At 72.7% G+C, this 20736-nt stretch carries 12 protein-coding genes; 6 read left to right on the plus strand and 6 right to left on the minus strand.

The annotated features are described in order from the left end of the window. Positions 1-366 precede the first annotated feature (366 nt). Positions 367-1410, plus strand: coding sequence for a hypothetical protein (locus KBX06_RS00770; protein WP_210832225.1), 1044 nt, complete (start codon positions 367-369; stop codon positions 1408-1410). Next, positions 1394-2098, plus strand: a complete 705-nt coding sequence (locus tag KBX06_RS00775; RefSeq protein WP_210832226.1) for a class F sortase — start codon at positions 1394-1396, stop codon at positions 2096-2098. Before KBX06_RS00770 ends, KBX06_RS00775 begins: the two co-directional genes overlap by 17 nt. 96 nt (positions 2099-2194) lie before the next feature. Here KBX06_RS00775 and KBX06_RS00780 read toward each other — a convergent pair whose 3' ends face one another. Next, a complete protein-coding gene (locus tag KBX06_RS00780; RefSeq protein WP_210832227.1) occupies positions 2195-7273 on the minus strand; it encodes an NAD-glutamate dehydrogenase in 5079 nt (1692 codons plus the stop codon). Positions 7274-7559: 286 nt separating this feature from the next. Here KBX06_RS00780 and KBX06_RS00785 point away from each other — a divergent pair, with 286 nt between their 5' ends. Further along, entirely contained in the window at positions 7560-9521 is a 1962-nt protein-coding gene (locus KBX06_RS00785; protein WP_210832228.1) for a penicillin-binding transpeptidase domain-containing protein, read from the plus strand. A gap of 654 nt (positions 9522-10175) precedes the next feature. Here KBX06_RS00785 and KBX06_RS27550 read toward each other — a convergent pair. From KBX06_RS27550 to KBX06_RS00810, 5 genes are all read right to left on the minus strand, one after another. Continuing rightward, positions 10176-11597 (minus strand): arginase family protein, encoded by a 1422-nt coding sequence (locus KBX06_RS27550; protein WP_247684964.1) that lies wholly within the window; start codon positions 11595-11597, stop codon positions 10176-10178. An 86-nt stretch (positions 11598-11683) separates the two neighbouring features. Then, positions 11684-12604, minus strand: a complete 921-nt coding sequence (locus KBX06_RS00795; RefSeq protein ID WP_210832229.1) for a tetratricopeptide repeat protein — start codon at positions 12602-12604, stop codon at positions 11684-11686. A 234-nt stretch (positions 12605-12838) separates the two neighbouring features. Next, positions 12839-14527 carry a methylmalonyl-CoA mutase gene (locus KBX06_RS00800; RefSeq protein WP_210832230.1) on the minus strand — a complete coding sequence of 563 codons (1689 nt, stop codon included), beginning with the start codon at positions 14525-14527 and terminating at the stop codon, positions 12839-12841. Positions 14528-14682: 155 nt separating this feature from the next. Further along, on the minus strand, positions 14683-15618 hold the full coding sequence (gene meaB, locus KBX06_RS00805; RefSeq protein WP_247685045.1) for a methylmalonyl Co-A mutase-associated GTPase MeaB: 936 nt from the start codon (positions 15616-15618) through the stop codon (positions 14683-14685). A gap of 101 nt (positions 15619-15719) precedes the next feature. Then, entirely contained in the window at positions 15720-16919 is a 1200-nt protein-coding gene (locus KBX06_RS00810) for an acetyl-CoA C-acetyltransferase (protein ID WP_210832232.1), read from the minus strand. Between the two features lie 60 nt (positions 16920-16979). Here KBX06_RS00810 and mce point away from each other — a divergent pair, with 60 nt between their 5' ends. From mce to KBX06_RS00825, 3 genes are all read left to right on the plus strand, one after another. Next, a complete protein-coding gene (mce, locus tag KBX06_RS00815; RefSeq protein ID WP_210832233.1) occupies positions 16980-17453 on the plus strand; it encodes a methylmalonyl-CoA epimerase in 474 nt (157 codons plus the stop codon). 286 nt (positions 17454-17739) lie between these two features. Further along, the gene (ccrA, locus tag KBX06_RS00820; RefSeq protein WP_210832234.1) at positions 17740-19095 is read left to right on the plus strand and encodes a crotonyl-CoA carboxylase/reductase; all 1356 of its coding nucleotides are present in this window, start codon (positions 17740-17742) and stop codon (positions 19093-19095) included. Positions 19096-19385: 290 nt separating this feature from the next. After that, positions 19386-20636 (plus strand): cell division protein DivIVA, encoded by a 1251-nt coding sequence (locus KBX06_RS00825; RefSeq protein ID WP_210832235.1) that lies wholly within the window; start codon positions 19386-19388, stop codon positions 20634-20636. The last annotated feature ends 100 nt before the right edge of the window (positions 20637-20736 follow it).

Below are 20736 nucleotides of genomic sequence, written 5' to 3' on the forward strand. Positions count from 1 at the left end.
CCTGCCTTGCGCGGTGTGGCTCCCCGAACCGCGTGCAGCGATTCTTGCATGGGAGCGCTTCCATGGCAATGCCTCGATGCAACGACCGAGGCTGGCGAGGCCACCGGCACCCCCGGGACCGATGAGAGGGGACGATCCGACCGCGGCGGCGCGAGTCGCGCGACCGACCCCTCGGCGCACCGCCGGTCGCGAACCACCCGGCCGGACTGCTAGCCCGACTAAAGCCGCGAAGCACTTCTACCGGGCGTAGTTCCGTGAAGCGCTAAAACACGAATCTTTCCCTTCATAGCTCGTGAAACGGTCTAACGTCATCGGTAGCTCGGTTGTCACCGAGCCAAGGACAACAGGGATGGAGTGACGCAGGTCATGGCAAACAAGATGCTCGGGAAGGTCGTTGCGGGCGCTGCCCTGGGTGGGGCCTCCCTGCTCGTGTTCACGCCGGGGATCGCGTTGGCGGACGGCCAGCCCGCCGGCGAGGGCAAGGTCTACGCCAAGCCGCACGTCGTCAAGGCGGGCGACACGGTCAAGCTGATCGAGGTCTGCCCCGACCGGCAGGAGCACGCCTACGTGTGGTCGAAGGTCACCGGCAAGGTCAAGCTCAAGCCGGCCGAGGACCGGGGCGACTGGCGTCGCGGGGAGCAGGACTCCCGCGGCCACGACAAGGGCCGCGACCACGACAAGGGCCAGGACGGCAGGGACGAGACCCCCAGGCCGAAGCCGCCGGCCGACGGCACCGGCCAGCCGACGCCGCCCGCCGACGGCACCGGCCAGCCGACGCCGCCGGCCAACGGTGGCCAGCCGCCCGCCAACGGTGGCCAGCCCAACGGTGGCCAGGGTGGCGGTGCCGACGCCGCCGCCACCGACGCTGCTGCCGCCGCCGCCGACGCTGCTGCCGCCGCCGCCGACGCTGCTGCCGCCGCCGACGCTGCTGCCGCCGCTGCCGCCGCCGACGCTGCCGTCGACGTCGACGACGCTGCCGCGGACGACGCCGCGGACGAGCGCAAGCACGGCTGGATGGGCTACGAGCACGGCCAGGACGCCGAGGGCGACCACGACGGATACGACTCGGACGAGTACGACCGCAAGGGCCACCACAAGGGCTGGTCGGACGAGGAGTCCGAGGGCAACGGCAACAGCGAGGGCCGCTGGAAGCACAAGCGGGACTACGTGTACTACGGCGAGGCCGAGGTGTCCGAGGACGCCACGCCGGGCCACTACAAGCTCAAGGGCTCGTGCGGCGAGGGCGAACTGGTCGTGCTGCCGCGCGGTGGGGTCGACGGTGGTGACGGTGGCGTGGCCGCCGGCACCGACCGCGGCCTGGCCGCCGGCGGGGCGAGCCTGATCGGCGCTGCCGCCCTGGGCGGCCTCGTGCTGATGCGCCGGCGTCGGACCGATGAGTCCTTCGTCTGACCCGACGGCGACACCGGCCGGCGGCCGTCACGGGACACCGTGGCGCGCCGCCGGCGCGGCCGTCGTCGTCGTGGTCGCCATGGTCGGCGCCGGCCTGATCGGCGCCTCGCTCAAGTCCGCGCCCGCTCCCCTGCCCCCGCAGCCACTGGCCGCGCCCACCCGCACCGGGCCGGCGGTCGCCGACGTGCCCGCCCCCGACGCGGACCCGGACGTCGCCACCGGCACGGGCCTGGCCCGCTCCGCCCCCACCACGATCACCATCCCCCGGATCGGGGTCGACGCCTCGATCATGTCGCTCGGCACCAACCCGGACGGCACCGTCCAGGTGCCCCCGCTGGAACAGGCGCAGCTGGCCGGCTGGTACGAGCCGGGTCCGAGCCCGGGTGAGATCGGCAACGCGGTCATCGTCGGGCACGTCGACTCGGCGGAGATCGGGCCGGCGGTCTTCTTCTCCCTCGGCGCCCTGCAGCCGGGCGACACCATCACCGTCACCCGGGAGGACGGCCAGCAGGCCACCTTCACCGTCGAGTCGGTCAAGGCGTACCCGAAGACGGAGTTCCCGACCGAGCAGGTCTACGGCCCCAGCGACCGGCCCGGCCTGCGCGTGGTCACCTGCGGCGGAACCTTCGACCGGGCCGCCGGCAGCTACCCGGACAACGTGGTCGTCTTCGCCTCCATGCCGGTCTGAGCCGGCAACCGCGGGCACCGCGCGGAAGCCACCGGACGGCACGACGCGGTCCGGCCGGTCGGGACACCCGACCGGCCGGACCGTCTGCCGTACGCGTCAGGCGGCGGCGGAGGTCCGCACCAGGGTACGGATCTGGCGCAGCAGCACCGACAGGGCGGCGAGGTCCGCCCGGGACTCGTCGAACTCCCCCATGGCCCGCTCGGCGCGGTGGATCGAGGTGGCGTTCGACTGCTCCCACTGGAGCACCCGCTCCTGCGGCGACAGGTCGCCGGGAGTGGAGTCGAGCACCTCCACGGTCAGCGCGGCCAGCGCGGCGTACAGGTCGTAGCGCAGCGCCATCCGGGCCAGCGTCTGCCAGCGGTCCTCACGCGGCAGCAGGGAGATCTTCGACAGCAGCGAGTCGACCCGGAACCGGTCGGAGAGCACGAAGTAGACCGAGGCCACCTCGCCGACGTCCCGCCCGCTGCTCGCCGACGTCTCCACCACGTCGAGCAGGCCGAAACTGTACATCAGCCGGGTCGCCTGCTCGGCCAGGTCGCGCGGCAGCCCCCGTTCGGCGAGCGAGTCGATGTGCGCCGCGAGCGACTCCCGTTCGCTGCCGTGGAAGCGCTCCTCCAGGTCGGGCAGGAGCAGCGCCACCCCGTCGCGCAGCCGGGCGATCTCCGCCGGCACGTCGATCGGCGAACGGCGGTTGGTCACCAGCCACCGCACCGCCCGGTCGAGCAGCCGCCGGGTGTCCAGGTAGGCGCTGGTCTGCAACTCGGGGTCGACCTTGTTGTCCAGGGCCTCCACCGCGTCCCACAGCGCGCGCAGCCCGAACACCTCGCGGACCACCACGTAGGCCCGGATCACGTCCGCCGCCGAGGCGGCCGTCTCCTCGACCACCCGGAAGACGAACGAGATCCCGCCCCGGTTGATCGCCTCGTTGACCAGCACCGTCGTCACGATGTCCCGGCGCAGCCGGTGCTGGCCCATCCGGTCGGCGAACCGCTGGCGCATCGGCGTCGGGAAGTAGTTGACCAGGACGTCGGTCGTCCACTCCTCGTCCGCGAGCCCCTCGGCCAGGATCTCCGTCTCAAGGGCGATCTTGATGTACGCGAGCAGCACCGCGAACTCCGGCGCGGTCAGCCCCGACTCGGTCCGCACCGCCAGTTCGTCGTCCGGCGGCAGCGCCTCCAGGGACCGGTTCAGCGCGCCGGAACGCTCCAGATCCGTGATCATCCGCCGGTGCACCGGCAGCAGCGAGGCGGCCTGCGCCTGCGCGTTGTTGATCGCCCGGGCCTGGTCGTAGTTGTCCCGCAGCACCAGCTCGGCGACCTCGTCGGTCATCTCCGCGAGCAGCTCGTCGCGCTCGGGCAGGCCCAGCTCGCCGTCCGCGACCGCCGTGTTCAGCAGGATCTTGATGTTCACCTCGTGGTCGGAGCAGTCCACCCCGGCCGCGTTGTCGATGAAGTCCGTGTAGATCCGCCCGCCGGTCTGGGCGTACTCGATCCGGCCGAGCTGGGTCCAGCCCAGGTTGCCGCCCTCGCCGACCACCCGGCAGCGCACGTTCCTGCCGTCCACCCGGATCGCGTCGTTGGACTTGTCGCCCACCTCCGCGTTGGTCTCGCTGGAGGCCTTCACGTACGTGCCGATGCCGCCGTTCCAGAACAGGTCGACCGGCGCGGTCAGGATCGCCTTCATCAGCTCCTGCGGGGAGAGCTGCTCGGTGTCGGCGTCCAGGCCGAGCCGCTCCCGGACCTGCGGCGAGATCGGCACCGACTTGGCCGTACGCGGGTGCACCCCGCCGCCGGCCGAGATCAGCGCCCGGTCGTAGTCCTCCCAGGACGAGCGGGACAGGTCGAACAGCCGCTTCCGCTCGGCGTACGAGGTGGCGGCGTCCGGGTCCGGGTCGAGGAAGATGTGCCGGTGGTCGAACGCGGCCACCAGCCGGATGTGCTCCGACAGCAGCATCCCGTTGCCGAACACGTCGCCGGACATGTCGCCCACACCGACGACCGTGAAGTCCTCGGTCTGGGTGTCGTGACCCATCTCGCGGAAGTGCCGCTTCACCGACTCCCAGGCGCCCCGCGCGGTGATGCCCATCCTCTTGTGGTCGTAGCCGGCGGAGCCGCCGGAGGCGAACGCGTCGCCGAGCCAGAAGCGGTGCGCCGTGGAGATCTCGTTGGCGATGTCCGAGAACGTCGCCGTGCCCTTGTCCGCCGCGACCACCATGTAGGGGTCGTCGCCGTCGTGCCGGACCACGTCCTCCGGCGGCACGATCTCGCCGCTGACGATGTTGTCCGTGACGTCCAGCAGCGCCGAGATGAACTCCTTGTAGCAGACCACCGCCTCGTCGCGGTCCCCCGGCTTCTGCTTGAGCACGAAGCCGCCCTTGGCGCCCACCGGCACGATCACGGCGTTCTTCACCATCTGCGCCTTGACCAGGCCCAGCACCTCGGTGCGGAAGTCCTCGCGACGGTCGGACCAGCGCAGCCCGCCCCGGGCCACCGGCCCGAACCGCAGGTGCACGCCCTCGAAGCGGGGCGAGTAGACGAAGATCTCGAACTTCGGCCGCGGCGCCGGCAGGTCCGGGATCGCCTGCGGGTCCAGCTTCAGCGCCACGTACGACTTCGGCCGCCCGTCGGCGCGCTTCTGGTAGAAGCTGGTGCGCAGGGTGGCCTGGATCATCGTCAGGTAGGCGCGCAGGATCCGGTCCTGGTCGAGGCTGGCGACGTCGTCCAGCGCGGCCCGGATGTCGCCCACCAGCTCGGCGCTGCGCTGCTGCCGCTGCTCGTGGCCGTCCGTGCCGGGCGCGAACCGCACCTCGAACAGCTCCACCAGCAGTGCGGCGATCCTCGGGTAGCCGATGAAGGTCTGCTCCATGTACTCCTGGGAGAAGACGGTGCCGGCCTGACGCAGGTACTTCGCGTACGCGCGCAGCACCACCACCTGCCGCCAGGTGAGCCCGGCGCGCAGCACCAGCTCGTTGAAGCCGTCCACCTCGGCCTCGCCGCGCCACGCCGCCGCAAAGGCGTTCTCCACGTGCGGGCGCACCTCGGCCAGCTCCTGGTGCCCCTCGGGCAGCCGCAGCCCGAAGTCGTAGAGGTAGACCCGACCGTCGATCCGGTCCACCTCGTACGGGTGCTCGTCGACCACCTTGACGCCGAGCGAGTGCAGCACCGGCAGTACGGCGGAGAGCATCATCGGCTCGCCGTAGCGGTAGACCTTGAAGCGGACGTCCATCGCCTCGTCGACGTCCGGCCCCCGCCCGCCGGCCCGCGGCGCGAGCTGCTTGCGGAACAGGTGCATCTCCAGCTGGCCGGGCTCCTCGAGCAGCTCCAGCTTCGCCAGGTCCTTCATCGCCTCGTACGGCGTGTGGCCGTCCTTGTAGCCCTCGGGGAAGGCGTCGGCGTAGCGGGTGAACAGGTGCTTGGCCTGCTCGTCGCCGAGCTTGCGCTCCAGCACCAGCCGGTAGTCGTCATCCCAGAGCCGGGTGGCGTCGGCCAGCTCCTCGGCGAGCAGGTCGGCGTCGATGTCGCCCGGGGTCTTCGTCGGGTCGGTCCGGACGATGAAGTGCACCCGGGCGAGCATCGACTCGGTGACCCGGGTCGTGTAGTCGACCCCGACGCCGTTGAGCTCGCGCAGCAGGATGTCCTGCATCCGCAGCCGGTTCTGGGTGGTGAACCGGTCCCGGGGCAGGTAGATCAGGCAGGAGATGAACCGCCCGTACGCGTCGCGGCGCAGGAACACCCGCAGCTGCCGGCGGCCGGCCATCCGCAGCACGCCGATCACCGCGTGGTAGAGGTCCTCGGTCTTGATCTGGAACAGCTCGTCGCGCGGGTAGGTCTCCAGGATCTGGAGCAGGTCCTTGCCGGAGTGGCTGCGCTGGCTCAGGCCGGAGCGGTCCAGCACCTCGGCCACCTTGCGGCGGACCACCGGCAGCTCCTGCACGCTGGTCCGGTACGCGGCCGTGGAGAACAGGCCCAGGAAGCGCCGCTCGCCGATCACCTCGCCGGACTCGTTGAAGATCTTGAAGCCGATGTAGTCGAGGTAGGCGGAGCGGTGCACCGTGGCCCGTGAGTTCGCCTTCGTGATGATCAGCAGGCGCTTCTCGGTGACCTTGTCGTGCGCCTCGGACGTCATCGACGACAGCGGCCGGGCCTCCGGCGAGTCCTGGCGCAGGATGCCCAGCCCCGTGCCGAGCACCACCTCCAGCGCCTGGCCGCTGCCCCGATCGCCGCCCCCGACACCCGACTCGCCGGTGTCGACCAGCCGGTACTCCCGGTAGCCCAGGAACGTGAAGTGGTCGTGGGCGAGCCAGCGGAGCAGCTCCACGGAGTCCGTGATGTCCTTCTCCGGGACGGGCGGCCGGGTGTCCGACGTCCGCGCGGCGGCCAGCTCGTCGGCGAGGGCGAGGGCCCGCTGGCGCATCTTCGGCCAGTCCTCCACCGCCTCCCGCACGTCGGTGAGCACCCGCTGGAGCTCCCGGCGCAGCGTGTCCCGTTCGGCGGCGTCGCGTACGGGGTCGACCTCGATGTGCATCCAGCTCTCGACGATGTCACCGGCGATGGCGTCGTCGGGCTCGACGTCGGCGGAGACCTCGACCAGCCGGCCCAGCGGCTCACGCCGGACCACCACCAGCGGGTGGACCAGCAGGTGCACGTCCAGGTGGTGTGAGTTGAGCAGGGCGGTCACCGAGTCGACCAGGAACGGCATGTCGTCGGTGACGATCTCGATGACGGTGTGGTGCTGGTCGGCGTCGGGCTCGTGGATGCGCAGCTTCAACTCGCCGGGCACCCGCTGCTGGGCGAGGTCGCGGTGCGCGCGGGCCGCCTCCAGCATCTCCTCGGCGGTGAACCCGATCAGCTCCTCGTCCGGCGCGAACCGCCAGAAGCGGCTGACCAGGGTCGCCGCGTCGTGGTCGTCGCCGGCCAACGCGACCGCCTGGGCGACCAGGCGCTCCACGTTGGGAACGGGCTCGTCGAGTTCGTTGTCCTCCACGTCGTCGACCAGCGCGTCGGCGGGCAGGCCCAGGTCGTAGAGGGTGTCGATACTCGAACCGGTCATCCCGGTAACTCCTGTGTCGAGCCGGCCGAGGCCGTCCCCGTCGGTCGCCGAATCGAAGCTGTCGTCCCGGCTGGTGTCATCCTGCCGGAGGTCGGGTCCCGGTTTGATCGCCGGACGCCGGTCCATCGGTGCCACTCCCCTCGACCCACCGCGTTGTGGGTCACTCTGCCGCCCAGCCTAGGCCCTGCCGTTCCGCCCCTTGCTCGGCGGACCACGGTGCGGACGTCCGGTTCCGGACTTCGTCCTTTCACCCGTTGCGGGTACGAGGTTGGCCGGTTCGGGAGTACCCCGCCTCCGGTCGTTCATCACCCCGCCATCGACCTCTCTTTCCGCACGTCCCGGTGCGGGGGACGGTGCGGACGGCGTCGCCGTACTAGCGTGCGGGACAGCCCGAGATCGGAGATCCGTTCCCATGCCCCTGTCGTACCCCCGCCGCCCCCGCGGCAACCGGCTCCGCCCGGCACTGGCGCTGCTCGCCGCGACCACGCTCGCGACCGGCGTCCTCACCGCGTGCTCGGGCGGTGACGGGCCGGAGCGCAGCGTCGACGCGTTCCTCGCCGGTTGGCGCTCGGGCGACCTCCAGGCCGTCGGCTTCGTCGACCCGACCGGCGCGAAGCTGTCGGCGTCCGACGTCGCCCGCGAGCTCAAGGAGCTCTCCGGCGAGCTGGCGGCCACACCGCCCACGCTGACCCGCCGGGGTGAGGCGAAGGTGACCAAGGACGTCGCGACCGCGGTGGTCAAGGTCGACTGGGCGCTCCCGGGCGAGGCCCGCTGGGCGTACGAGCGCCCGGTGCGGCTCAACCGCGGCGGTGACGAGTGGCGGGTGATCTGGGAACCGCAGCTGGTGCAGGAGCAGCTCACCCGGGGCGACCGGCTGGGGCTGCGCCGCAGCGTCGCCACCCGGGCCGCGGTGCTCGACGCCGCCGGCCGGCCGATCGTGGCGCCCCGGCCCGTGGTGCGGGTCGGGCTCCAACCGGGCGAGGTCACCAACCTCGCCAGCCTGACCCGGAAGCTGGACGCGGCCTTCCGGGCGGTCCGGCCCACGATCACGCCCCCCGTGGACCTCTCAAATCTGCCCCAGCGGCTCGCCGACGCGGATCCGGGCGCGTTCGTCGAGGTGGTGACCCTGCGGGAGGAGGCGTACCGGCAGATCAAGCCGCGCATCTACGACCTGCCGGGCACGAAGTTCCGCAGTGACGAGCTCGACCTGGCACCCACCCGGGAGTTCGCCCGGGCGGTGCTCGGTTCCGTCGACCCGGCCCAGGCCGACGACCTCGCCCAGCACCCCGACCGCTACGAGGCCGGCGACCTCGTCGGGCACGGAGGGCTCCAGGGCCGCCACGACGAGCGGCTCCGCGGCGCACCGGGGCTGACCGTGATCACCGAGCGTCCCGGCCCGGACGGCACGCTGGTGCCCACCGGCACCGAGGTGTTCCGCAGCGAGCCGAAGCCCGGGCAGCCGGTGAAGACGACGCTCGACGTGGCCACCCAGAACGCGGCCGACACCGCCCTGCGCGGCGAGAAGCGCCGGGCGGCGCTGGTGGCGGTGCGGATCGGCGACGGCGCGGTGCTCGCCGCGGCCAACGGCCCCGGGGCGGCCGGGGAGAACCTGGCCTTCACCGCCCAGGTCCCGCCGGGCTCCACCTTCAAGATGGTCAGCGCGCTCGGCCTGCTCGACCGGGGTGTGGTCACGCCCGACGCGACGGTCGGCTGCCCGAAGACGTTCACCGTCGACGGGCGGGCGTTCAAGAACAGCGACAACTTCGAGCTGGGTGCGGTGCCGTTCCGCACCGACTTCGCCAAGTCCTGCAACACCGCGTTCGCCGCGCTGGCGCCGAAGCTCGGCCCCGACGGGCTGGCCGTGACCGGCCGCTCCCTCGGGCTGGAGGGGCAGTGGGACGTCGGCCTCGACGCCTTCACCGGCAAGGTCTCGGCGAACGGCGGCGCGACCGAGCAGGCCGCCGCCGCCATCGGCCAGGGCACCACGCTGGTCAGCCCGCTGGCCATGGCGTCGGCCACCGCGGCGGTCGCCCGGGGCCGCTTCGAACAGCCGAAGCTGGTGCTCGACCCGGCCCCGGCGCAGCCCGCCGCCCCTGGCCCGCAGCTCACACCGGAGTCGGTGGAGGCGGTCCGCACGATGATGCGGGCGGTGGTCACGGCCGGTACCGGCACGGCGCTGCGCGACGTGCCTGGCGCGCCGGTGCACGGCAAGACGGGCACCGCCGAATACGACGACAACCCGGCGCACACGCACGCCTGGTTCGTCGGCTGGCAGGGCGACGTCGCGTTCGCGGTCTTCGTGGAGAAGGGCGGCGCCAGCTCCGCCACCGCCGTGCCGGCCGCCGAACGTTTCCTCCGCGCCCTCGGCCGCTGACCAGACCACCGGGGTCTGCACCGCCGTACCGTCAGCACCGATTTCCCGGCGCGCCGGCTTCGGGCGGCGCCGGCTTCGGCCGATCCCGTCGGCGGCGTCTGCCTGACCGGTCGTCCGGCCGCGCCCTCGTTGGCATCGTCGGCGAGACGAGCGCCATGACTGCCCAACCCACGCCACGCTGTCGAGCTGCCCCTACGGACGGGGCGCGCGCGGGCATGGGCGGACGGTGGCCGCCGGCCCCGATCCCGCCGGACGCGGCCAAGCTCAGCGGCTCCGCCTCGCCCGGCTGCCTCGATCGGACCCGGCACGTCCCATCAGCCGTACTGCCCGAGCGGGCCCGGCGGGCCGGGCGGGGCGGGCGGGGCGGGCGGGCGGGGCGGGCGCACAGACGGGGCAGCTCGACACGGCATCCGGCGACTCACCCCCGACCCCGCTGGCCGGGCCGAATGCCCACGGAGACGGCCGAGACAGCCCCCGCCAGGGGAACGCGGCCGGGAGACAGCCGGGAGACGGCCACGGCCGGGAGACGGCCGGGACGAGGTACCGCCTCGACGAAGGCCCCCGACGCCCGCCGCCTGGGCAGACCACGGACGGCCCGCCCGGCTGAGACGGGACCGGGGGCGGACTACTCCGGCCCCGGGGACACCCCGGCGGTCAGGCGATGCCGGCGGCGGACGGCGAGGTGCCGTCCTCGGACGCGGGCTGTGGGTCGTCCGGGTCGAGACCCACGAGCGGCGCCCGGCGCAGCAGTCCCGGGCCGGCGGAGGCGGGCGGGCCGACGGGTTCCGGCGCGGGCGGGTCGTCATGGGCGGCAGCCACCGGAGTGCCGGGCTCGGCTGCACCGACCGGCCCTAGCGACTCCGTCGGCCCGACCGCACCGAGGGACCCGGCCGCACCGAGCGGAGCCGGCGGAACCTCATCGTCGTCGCCCGGGCCGCGGTCGGCGCCGCCCCGCTCCGAAGCGGGGATCAAGCCCGGGTCGGTGGCGGGCTGGGAGATGGTCGGGTCCTCTGGATGACCGCTGCTCCGCCGCGCCGAGGGGACCGACGAGGGCCTGACGGTGGCGGTCGACGAAGGACCAGCCGAACGGAGGGGCGCCGACGGGCCAGCCGAACGGACGGACGCCGACGGGCCCGGCAGCAGCCGGGGCGGCGACGCCGCCGGCGCGGAGACCGGGCGCAGCCCGGCCACCACGGTGTTGACGATCTCGGCCGCGTACGCGCCGTCGGGGTCGTAGTCGGGGTCGAAGACGGTCAGCTCGACGCCGAGGCAGTGCGGGGTGTCGACCAGGCCGGCGAGCAGGATCTCCAGTTCGGCGAAGGCGATCCCGCCCGGGTCGGGGGCGTCGACGGCCGGCATCACGGCCGGGTCCAGCACGTCCACGTCGATGTGCACCCAGTAGCCGGCGCAGTCGGCGAGCTGCTCGTGTGCCCACTGTGCCGTACGCGCGGCGCCCTCGGCGCGCAGCGCCGGCACGGGCCGGTTGGTGATCCCGGCGGCCTGGAGGTCCAGACGGTACTCGTCCTGGGCCCGGATGCCGAGCACCACCACGTCGATGTCCCGGAAGTACGGCCGGCGCCCCTCGATGGCGGCCAGGTCGGCCTGCCCCCGGCCGGTGACGAGCGCGAGGTCCTCGCCGGCCGCCGCACCCACGTAGGAGGCGTTGCCGGGGTGCCGGAAGTCGGAGTGGCCGTCGACGAAGACCAGCCCGATGCGCCCGCCGACCGCCTCGCCGAGCCGGTGCATGGCCAGCGCCGAGCCGAGCAGGATGGAACAGTCGCCGCCGAGCACCAGCGGGAACTCGCTGCGGTCGATGATGGCGCCGATCCGCTCCGCGAGCGCCACCGAGTAGTCGGCGATCTCCCGGGCGTGGCAGACCCCGTCACCCGGTCGCCAGTCGCCGGGGTCGTAGCGGGGTGCGGTGAGGCAGCCGGCGTCGCGGGCCCGCAGCCGGGCGAGCAGCCCCTGGTCGCGCAGTGCGCCCGGGGCCTTCCCGCAGCCGGGGACCGAGGTGGACGTGGGTGGGCGCAGGCCGAGGTTGCTGGGCGCGTCGAGGACGGCGATCCGGCGCATCATGGGCTCCCGTCCTCGAAATGTCGGGCGGGCCGGCCGGAAGCCGGCCCGCGCTGGAGTGCTATGTGGTCAGAAGCAGGGCGTGGTGCTCAGAACAGGGCGCTGGCCAGGGCCCGGCGTGCCGAGGCGACCGCCGGATCCTCCGGCCCGGCGACCGTGAAGAGGCTGACCAGGTGCTGGCGTACCTTCTCCCGCTCGTCACCGGCGGTACGCCGGACCAGACCCACGAGTCGGGCGTACGCCGCCTCGGCCTGACCGCTGAGCACCTCGATGTCGGCGGCCAGGAGCTGGGCCTCGACGTCGTCGGGGTTCGCCTGGGCGGCGGCGATCGCCGCGCCCGGGTCGGCCCCGGCCACCCGGCGGGCGAGCCCGACCTGGGCGAGACCCGCCTCCGCCGCGGCGTCCGCCGGCGACTCGGCGAGGATCTTGCGGTACGCCCGCTCGGCAGCGTCGAGGTCGCCGCTCATGAGGGCGTCGTCGGCCTCGTCGAGGCGCGGGTCCTCCGGCTCTGCGACGCTCACGCCGCCGGCCTTGAGCACCGCCTGGATCCACTGCCGCAGCTGCGCCTCGGGCACCACCCCGGAGAAGGCGTCGATCGGCTGGCCGCCGACCACCGCGTAGACCATCGGGATGCCCTGCACCCGGAACATCTGGGCGATCCGGGGGTTGGCGTCCACGTCGACCTTGGCGAGCACCCAGGCGCCGCCGCCCTCCGCGGCCAGCCGCTCCAGCACGGGACTCAACTGCTTGCACGGCTCGCACCACTCGGCCCAGAAGTCCACGACCACCGGTGTGGTGAGCGAGCGCTCGAGAACCTCGGACTGGAATGTCGCCTCGCTCACGTCGATGACGGCGACGCCGCCACCGGCGGCGCCGCCGGGAAACTCGGCGGCGGGGGCGGACTCAGCCGGGGTGGCGGGGCGGGCGGGGGTCGGTGCGGGGGTGCGCAGCGCGCTGAGGTCGACCGCGCCGCGGGTGAAGATCGACGAGGTGATCCGTGGGTCGCTCATGGTTACCTAGTCTCGCACGCGACCCGCCGAACTCAGATCAACCGCGGCGGCGACAGTTGCGACTGTCACGGCTGCTCCCGTGCTTCCCGCACCCCTCCCCGCCCCTCCGCCCGGCACTCCCGCGACCGCACACCCGCGCGCCCCGGTACGCGGGCTGCCCGGTACGCGCGGGGACGCGGGGTGCACATCGTGGAGCGCGGGTCGGAGGTGGACGGGGTGGGGGAACGGCGTCGGTCAGAAGCGGGCGGGTTCGCGGTAGACGCCCCACTCGGCGCGCAGGGCGTCGCAGATCTCGCCGAGAGTGGCCTCGGCGCGGACGGCGTCCAGCATGGCCGGGATCATGTTGCCGTCGGTCCGGCCGACGGCGACCATCCGCTCGATCGCGGCCTTGACGGCGGCCTCGTCGCGGCCGGCCTTCCGCTCGGCCAGCACCCGGCGCTGCTCCAGCTCCACCTCGTGCGAGATACGCAGGATCTCCAGGTCCTTGGCGACCGTGCCGGTGTGGCAGTTCACGCCGACGATCCGCTTGTCGCCCTTCTCCAGCGCCTGCTGGTAGACGAAGGCGGACTCGGCGATGTGGCCGGTGAACCAACCGTCCTCGATGCCGCGCAGGATGCCGGAGGTCATCGGGCCGATGTGGTGCGGGCCCTCACCACCGAGCTGCCGGATCCGGGCGAAGATCTCCTCCGCCTCGGCCTCGATCTTGTCGGTCAGCGCCTCGACGTACCAGGAACCGCCCAGCGGATCCGCCACGTTGGTCACCCCGGTCTCCTCCATCAGCACCTGCTGGGTACGCAGGGCGATCTCGGCGGACTCGTCGGTGGGTAGCGCCAGGGTCTCGTCCAGCGCGTTGGTGTGCAGCGAGTTGGTGCCGCCGAGCACCGCCGCGAGCGCCTCCACGGCGGTACGCACCACGTTGTTGACCGGCTGCTGGGCGGTCAGCGACACCCCGGCGGTCTGCGTGTGGAACCGCAGCCAGAGCGCCTTCTCGCTGGTCGCGCCGTAGACGTCGCGCAGCCATCGGGCCCAGATCCGGCGGGCGGCCCGGAACTTCGCGATCTCCTCGAAGAAGTCGACGTGCGAGTCGAAGAAGAAGCTCAGGCCGGGTGCGAAGACGTTGACGTCCAGCCCCCGGGAGAGCCCCAGCTCGACGTAGCCGAAGCCGTCGGCGAGGGTGTACGCCAGTTCCTGCGCGGCGGTCGAGCCGGCCTCGCGGATGTGGTAGCCGGAGACCGAGAGCGGCTTGTAGCGCGGGATCTCCCGGGCGCAGTACTCCATCAGGTCGCCGATCAGGCGCAGGTGCGGCTCCGGGTCGAAGAGCCACTCCTTCTGCGCGATGTACTCCTTGAAGATGTCCGTCTGCAACGTGCCGTCCAGCTTGGACAGGTCGGCGCCCTGCCGCTCGGCGGCCACCAGGTACATGCAGAACACCGGCACCGCCGGCCCGGAGATGGTCATCGACGTGGTGACCCCGGCCAGGTCGATGCCGTCGAAGAGCGCCTCCATGTCGGCGGCGGTGTCGATGGCGACGCCGCAGTGGCCCACCTCGCCCAGCGCCTGCGGGTCGTCGGAGTCCCGGCCCATCAGCGTGGGCATGTCGAAGGCGACGGAGAGGCCGCCGCCGCCGGCGCCCAGGATCATCTTGTAGCGCTCGTTGGTCTGCTGGGCGTTGCCGAAGCCGGCGAACTGCCGGATCGTCCAGGTCCGCCCGCGGTAGCCGGTCGGGTAGAGGCCCCGGGTGTACGGGTACTCGCCCGGCCAGCCGATCCGCTCGAAGCCCGGGTGGGCGACACCCTCCGGTGGCCCGTAGACCGGGTCGACGGGCATCCCGGAGAGCGTGGTGAAGTCGGCGTCCCGCTTGCGCGCGGCGTCGTAGCGGGCCTGCCAGCGTGCGCGTCCGGCAGCGATCTCGTCGGCGTTCATCCGCGGGGCTCCTCCTCGGGTCCTCGACTGCACTGCGAGTGTAGAGCCCAGACCTGAACGATCGCTAAGTATGTTCGTACCGGCAGGTAACCTGAGCCGGCCGGGCGCCCTCACGCCACGGGCGCCCCGGGGCCGCCCGGTTCGCGGGATCCCTCTCAGGAGGCGATCTGGGCGAGCAGCTCGTCGGCCGCCGCATACGGGTCGAGGGAGCCCTCGGCCACCTTCGCGGCGAGCGCCGGCAACTCCGTACCGTCGCGCAGGGAACCGATCCGGGCGCGCAGCACGCCCAGCGCGATCGCCTCGACCTCGGCGGCGGCCCGCGCCTCCTGCCGACGGCGCAGCTCGCCGTGCTCGACCAGCCAGCCGCGGTGCTTGTCGATGGCGGCGGCGATGTCGTCGATCCCCTCGCCCCGGGAGGCGATCGCGCGGACCACCTGCGGCCGCCAGTCGCCCGGGCCGCGCTCGCCCAGGGCGATCATGCCCTGGATGTCGCGGTAGGTGGCATCGACGCCGTCCCGGTCGGCCTTGTTGACCACGAAGACGTCGGCGATCTCCAGGATGCCGGCCTTGACCGCCTGGATCGCGTCGCCCATTCCCGGGGCGAGCAGCACCAGCGTGGTGTCGGCCAGCGAGGCGACCTCCACCTCCGCCTGCCCGACGCCCACGGTCTCCACCAGCACCACGTCGCAGCCGGCGCCCTCCAGCACCCGGACGGCCTGCGGCGTGGCCGCCGACAGCCCGCCGAGGTGGCCCCGGCTGGACATCGACCGGATGTAGACGCCCGGGTCGGTGGCGTGGTCCTGCATGCGGACCCGGTCGCCGAGGATCGCCCCGCCCGTGAACGGGCTGGACGGGTCGATGGCCAGCACACCCACCCGGTGACCACGGGCGCGCAGCGCCCGGACCAGCTCGTTGGTGGTGGTCGACTTGCCCACCCCGGGCGAGCCGGTCAGCCCGACGACCTGGGCCTGACCGGCGTACGGGGCGAGCGCCGCCGCGATGCGCGGCAGCGTCTCGTCGCCCGACTCGACCAGGGTGATCAGCCGGGCCACCGCGCGCGGATCGCCCGCACGGGCCCGCTCGACCAGCATCGGCACGTCCCGGCTGCGGCGCACCGGGGGTGCGCCGGCCGCCGGGACGTCGTCGACGATCTCGCTCACTGTGCTGCCTCTACGGGTCGGCCGGACCGCGGTCAGTGACCGCTCTCGCCGGGGGCCGGGACGTGGATGATGAGGGCGTCGCCCTGGCCGCCGCCGCCACAGAGCGCCGCCGCGCCCGTGCCACCGCCCCGACGCTTGAGCTCCAGGGCGAGGGTGAGCACCAGCCGGGCGCCGGACATGCCGATCGGGTGGCCCAGCGCGATCGCCCCGCCGTTGACGTTGACCTTGTCGGGACTGATTCCGAGGTCACGGGTGGACTGGATGCCGACCTGGGCGAACGCCTCGTTGATCTCGATGAGGTCCAGGTCCTCGATGCCGAGCCCGCCCTTCTTGAGCGCGTGCTGGATCGCGTTGGACGGCTGCGAGTGCAGCGAGTTGTCCGGGCCCGCGACGTTGCCGTGCGCGCCGATCTCGGCCAGCCAGGTCAGCCCCAGCTCCTTGGCCTTGGCCTTGCTCATGACGACCACCGCGGCGGCGCCGTCGGAGATCGGCGAGGAGCTGCCCGCGGTGATCGTGCCGTCCTTGGCGAACGCCGGGCGCAGCTTCGCCAGCGACTCGACGGTGGTGTCCGGCCGGATCCCCTCGTCCTCGCTGATCACCAGCGGGTCGCCCTTGCGCTGCGGGATGACCACCGGGGCGATCTCGTCGGCGAAGTGGCCGTTCTTCTGCGCGGCGGCGGCCCGCTGGTGGCTGGTCGCGGCGAACGCGTCCTGCTCCTCGCGGGTGATGCCGTGCCGGCCGTTGTGCCGCTCGGTGGACTCCCCCATCGCGCAGCTGTCCCAGGCGTCGGTGAGCCCGTCGAGCGCCATGTGGTCCTTGACCACCACGTCGCCGTACTTGTAGCCGCCGCGCTGGCCGAGCAGCAGGTGCGGGGCGTTGGTCATGGACTCCATGCCGCCGGCGACGACGACGTCGAACTCGCCGGCGCGGATGAGCTGGTCGGCCAGGGCGATCGCGTCCAGGCCGGAGAGGCAGACCTTGTTGACGGTCAGCGCCGGCACGGACATCGGGATGCCGGCCTCGACCGCCGCCTGGCGGGCCGGGATCTGCCCGGCGCCGGCCTGGAGCACCTGCCCCATGACGACGTACTGGACCTGCTCGGGGGCGACACCGGCCCGCTCGAGCGCCGCCTTGATCGCGACGCCGCCGAGCCTGGTCGCCGGGAGGTCCTTGAGGTTGCCCAGCAGGCGGCCCATCGGGGTCCGCGCGCCGCTGACGATCACCGAAGCCATGCCTGCCTCCGAGGGGTGCCGACCTGTACGCCTTAACGATTGTTCGGTCAGACTAGCGCCATGGCTGAGAACTCCCCCGTCGAGACCGCTGCCGACTATGTCACAGACATCGGCCTGCGCCGCATCGACCACGTCGGGGTCGCCGTCGCCGACCTGGACGCCGCGATCGACTTCTACCAGCGCACCTTCGGGATGCGCTGTGTGCACACCGAGGTGAACGCCGAGCAGGGCGTACGCGAGGCGATGCTGGCCGTCGGCCCGGACGCCGAGGGCGGCTGCGTGCAACTGCTCGCCCCGCTGAGCCCGGAGTCGACCATCGCCAAGTTCCTCGACAAGAAGGGCCCCGGCGTGCAGCAGGTGGCGTACACCGTGGCGGACATCGACGCCGCCTGCGCGAAGCTGCGCGAGCGGGGCGTGAAGCTGCTCTACGACACCCCGAGGCGCGGCACCGCCAACTCGCGGGTCAACTTCGTCCACCCGAAGGACGCCGGCGGGGTGCTGGTCGAACTCGTCGAGCCCGCCGCCGGGCACTGACCCCACCGCCGACCCCGCCTTTACCTGGGCGGGGCCGGCGGTGCGCCGCTGGGCCGAGCGCGACGTTGCGTGTTTCCAGCACCGCCCGGGCACCTCCACGCATCGGCCAATGCAGTTTTTCACAGAGACCTTCCGGCCCTAGCTACTGTTCAGTAACGTCCCGCCCCACAGGAGCGCGGCCGGCGCCGGATGTGTCGGACACCGACATGGCGGTCGGCCGCACCGACGCCGACGATGGCAGCACCCGGGCCCGCGTGGGCGGGGTGCGGACGAACGGGAGGTCGACGTGCAGGACATCCTCGAAGCGATCATGGCGGCGGAGGGATCCGACCAACCGGAACGGGACCTCGCCGGGATCGCCGGCCTGCCGGTACCCGAGTCGTACCGCGGCGTGGTGGTGCGCGCCGACGAGACCCGGATGTTCGACGGCCTGGCCACCCGGGACAAGGACCCGCGCAAGGCGCTGCACGTGCAGGAGGTGCCGACGCCGGAGCTGGGGCCGGGCGAGGCGCTGGTCGCGGTGATGGCCAGTGCGATCAACTACAACACGGTCTGGACCAGCATCTTCGAGCCGCTGCCGACCTTCAAGTTCCTCCAGCGCTACGGCCGGCTCTCGGAGCTGACCCGCCGGCACGACCTGCCGTACCACGTGGTGGGCTCCGACGCCGCCGGCGTGGTGCTGCGCACCGGACCCGGGGTGACGAAGTGGAAGGCCGGCGACGAGGTCGTCGCGCACTGTCTCTCCGTGGAGCTGGAGGACGCGGCCGGACACGACGACACCATGCTGGATCCGCAGCAGCGGATCTGGGGCTTCGAGACCAACTTCGGCGGCCTGGCCGAGCTGTGCGTGGTCAAGGCCAACCAGCTGATGCCCAAGCCGCGCCACCTGAGCTGGGAGGAGGCGGCCAGCCCCGGGCTGGTCAACTCGACGGCGTACCGGCAGCTGGTGTCGCACCACGGGGCGAACATGAAGCAGGGCGACGTGGTGCTGATCTGGGGCGCCTCCGGCGGCCTGGGCGGCTACGCCACCCAGATGGCGCTCAACGGCGGCGCGATCCCGGTCTGCGTGGTCTCCTCGCCCGAGAAGGCCGAGCTGTGCCGGAAGATGGGCGCCGAGCTGGTCATCGACCGCACCGCCGAGGGCTTCCGGTTCTGGAAGGACGAGCAGACGCAGGACCAGGACGAGTGGCGGCGCTTCGGCGAGCGCATCCGCGAGTTGACCGGCGGCGAGGACCCGGACATCGTCTTCGAGCACCCCGGCCGGGAGACCTTCGGCGCCAGCGTCTACGTGGCCAAGAAGGGCGGCACCGTCGTCACCTGCGCCTCCACCAGCGGTTTCCTGCACCAGTACGACAACCGCTACCTCTGGATGCACCTGAAGCGGATCATCGGCAGCCACTTCGCCAACTACCGCGAGGCGTGGGAGGCCAACCGGCTGGTGGCGTTGGGCAAGGTCCACCCCACCGTGTCGAAGACCTACGCGCTGGAGCAGACCGGGCAGGCCGCATACGAGGTGCACCGCAACGCGCACCAGGGCAAGGTCGGTGTCCGCTGCCTCGCCCCGTCGGACGGCCTCGGCGTACGCGACCGCGAGCTACGCTCCCGGCACGAGGACGCGATCAACCGCTTCCGCGGCCACTGACCCGGCGGACGAGGCGACGTCGGCCATTGCGATGAACGACGATTGCCTTTCCGTCGCCAAGTGTCGGACGCTCATTCGAGTGATCCGGACCATGGCGCGACAAAGGGCCGCGGGGTGCTCCCGCGGCCCTTTTCCGATGTCACTCTCCGTGCCGCCCGACCCGCCCGGGACCTGCCAAGATCGGCGATCTGTCCGACCGTCGGCGGCGGCGCAGTTGACCATGTAAACAGGACACGAAAGCTCGGGACCGCTCTTGCGAAGCACCCTGGGGGGTCTGCGAGTATGTCCCAATGCCCCAGCAGTCATCCCCTCTTGCGTTCTTCGATAACGCGAACTCGCAGCCCGATTTCACCGTTGGCCTGCGCGGCTACAACACCCACCAGGTCGATGACTTCATCGGCCGGATGACGGCCGCGCTGACCCAGTCCGAGCAGGCCCGCGCCGAGGCCGAGCAGCGGATGAACGACGCCCAGCGACGGCTCCGCCAGGCCGAGCAGCGCATGAGCGCGCTGGAGCAGAAGCTCGCCGACACCAACAAGCAGCTCGAGGAGAACAGCCGGCCCACCCTCTCGGGCCTCGGCACCCGCGTCGAGCAGATCCTCCGGCTGGCCGAGGAGCAGGCCAACGACCACCGCAACGAGGCCAAGCGGGAGTCGGAGGGCATCCTGTCCGCCGCGCGCCTCGAGGCCCGCGAGATCACCGACAAGGCGCGCGCCGAGGCGGCGGCCATGAAGGCCAACGCCGAGCGGGAGGCGGGCAGCGTCCGCACCGCCGCCGAGCGCGAGGCCGCCGAGGTCCGCGTCCAGGCCCGTCGCGAGGCCGACACGCTGCGCGCCGACGCCGATCGGGAGACCAAGCAGCTGCGCACGGTGACCGCGCACGAGGTCGCCGAGCTGAAGTCCACCGTCGAGCGCGAGGTCGCCACCCTGCGGGCCACCGCCGAGCGGGAGATCACCCAGCAGCGGGCGAAGGCCGCCCGCGAGGCCGAGGAGAAGCGCGCCGAGGCGACCAAGCTGCTCACCGACGCCCGCGACAAGCGCGACAAGGACCTCCAGGCCCTGGAGCTCCAGCTCGCCGAGCGCCGGGAGAAGGCCGAGCGCGAGGAGTCCGAGCGGCACGCCGCGCAGGTCGCCCAGACCCAGAAGCTGGTCAGCGAGGCCGAGCAGCGCGCCCACGCCGCGCAGGAGCGGGCCAAGGAGATCGAGCAGCGCGCCGAGGCCCGCCGCGTCGAGTCCGAGCGCACCGCCAACGAGACGGTCGACAAGGCCAAGGCCCTGTCCGACAAGACGCTCACCGAGGCGAAGGCCGAGGCGAAGCGCCTGCTCACCGAGGCGCGCACCGAGGCAGAGCTGACCACCCAGGCGGCCCGCCGCGAGGTCGAGGACCTCACCCGGCAGAAGGACGCCGTCACCTCGCAGCTCGGCCAGATGCTCTCCGGTCTCGCCGGCATCGTGCCGGGGGTGCCCGCGGCGCAGGCCAAGCCGGAGGCGAAGAAGGCCGACGGCGCCGACGCTCGGGTGACTGCGGAGACGGCCAACTGACCCAACCGACCGGGGCATGATCCGCGGCGCGGGGTGACACCGGGTGACCGGTGCGCCCCGCGCCGTAGGGGTCTTCGCGCCGGACGAATCGCCCGGGCGT

Origin of the sequence: Micromonospora sp. C31 (assembly GCF_018070575.1) — a bacterium.
GTDB lineage: Bacteria > Actinomycetota > Actinomycetes > Mycobacteriales > Micromonosporaceae > Micromonospora.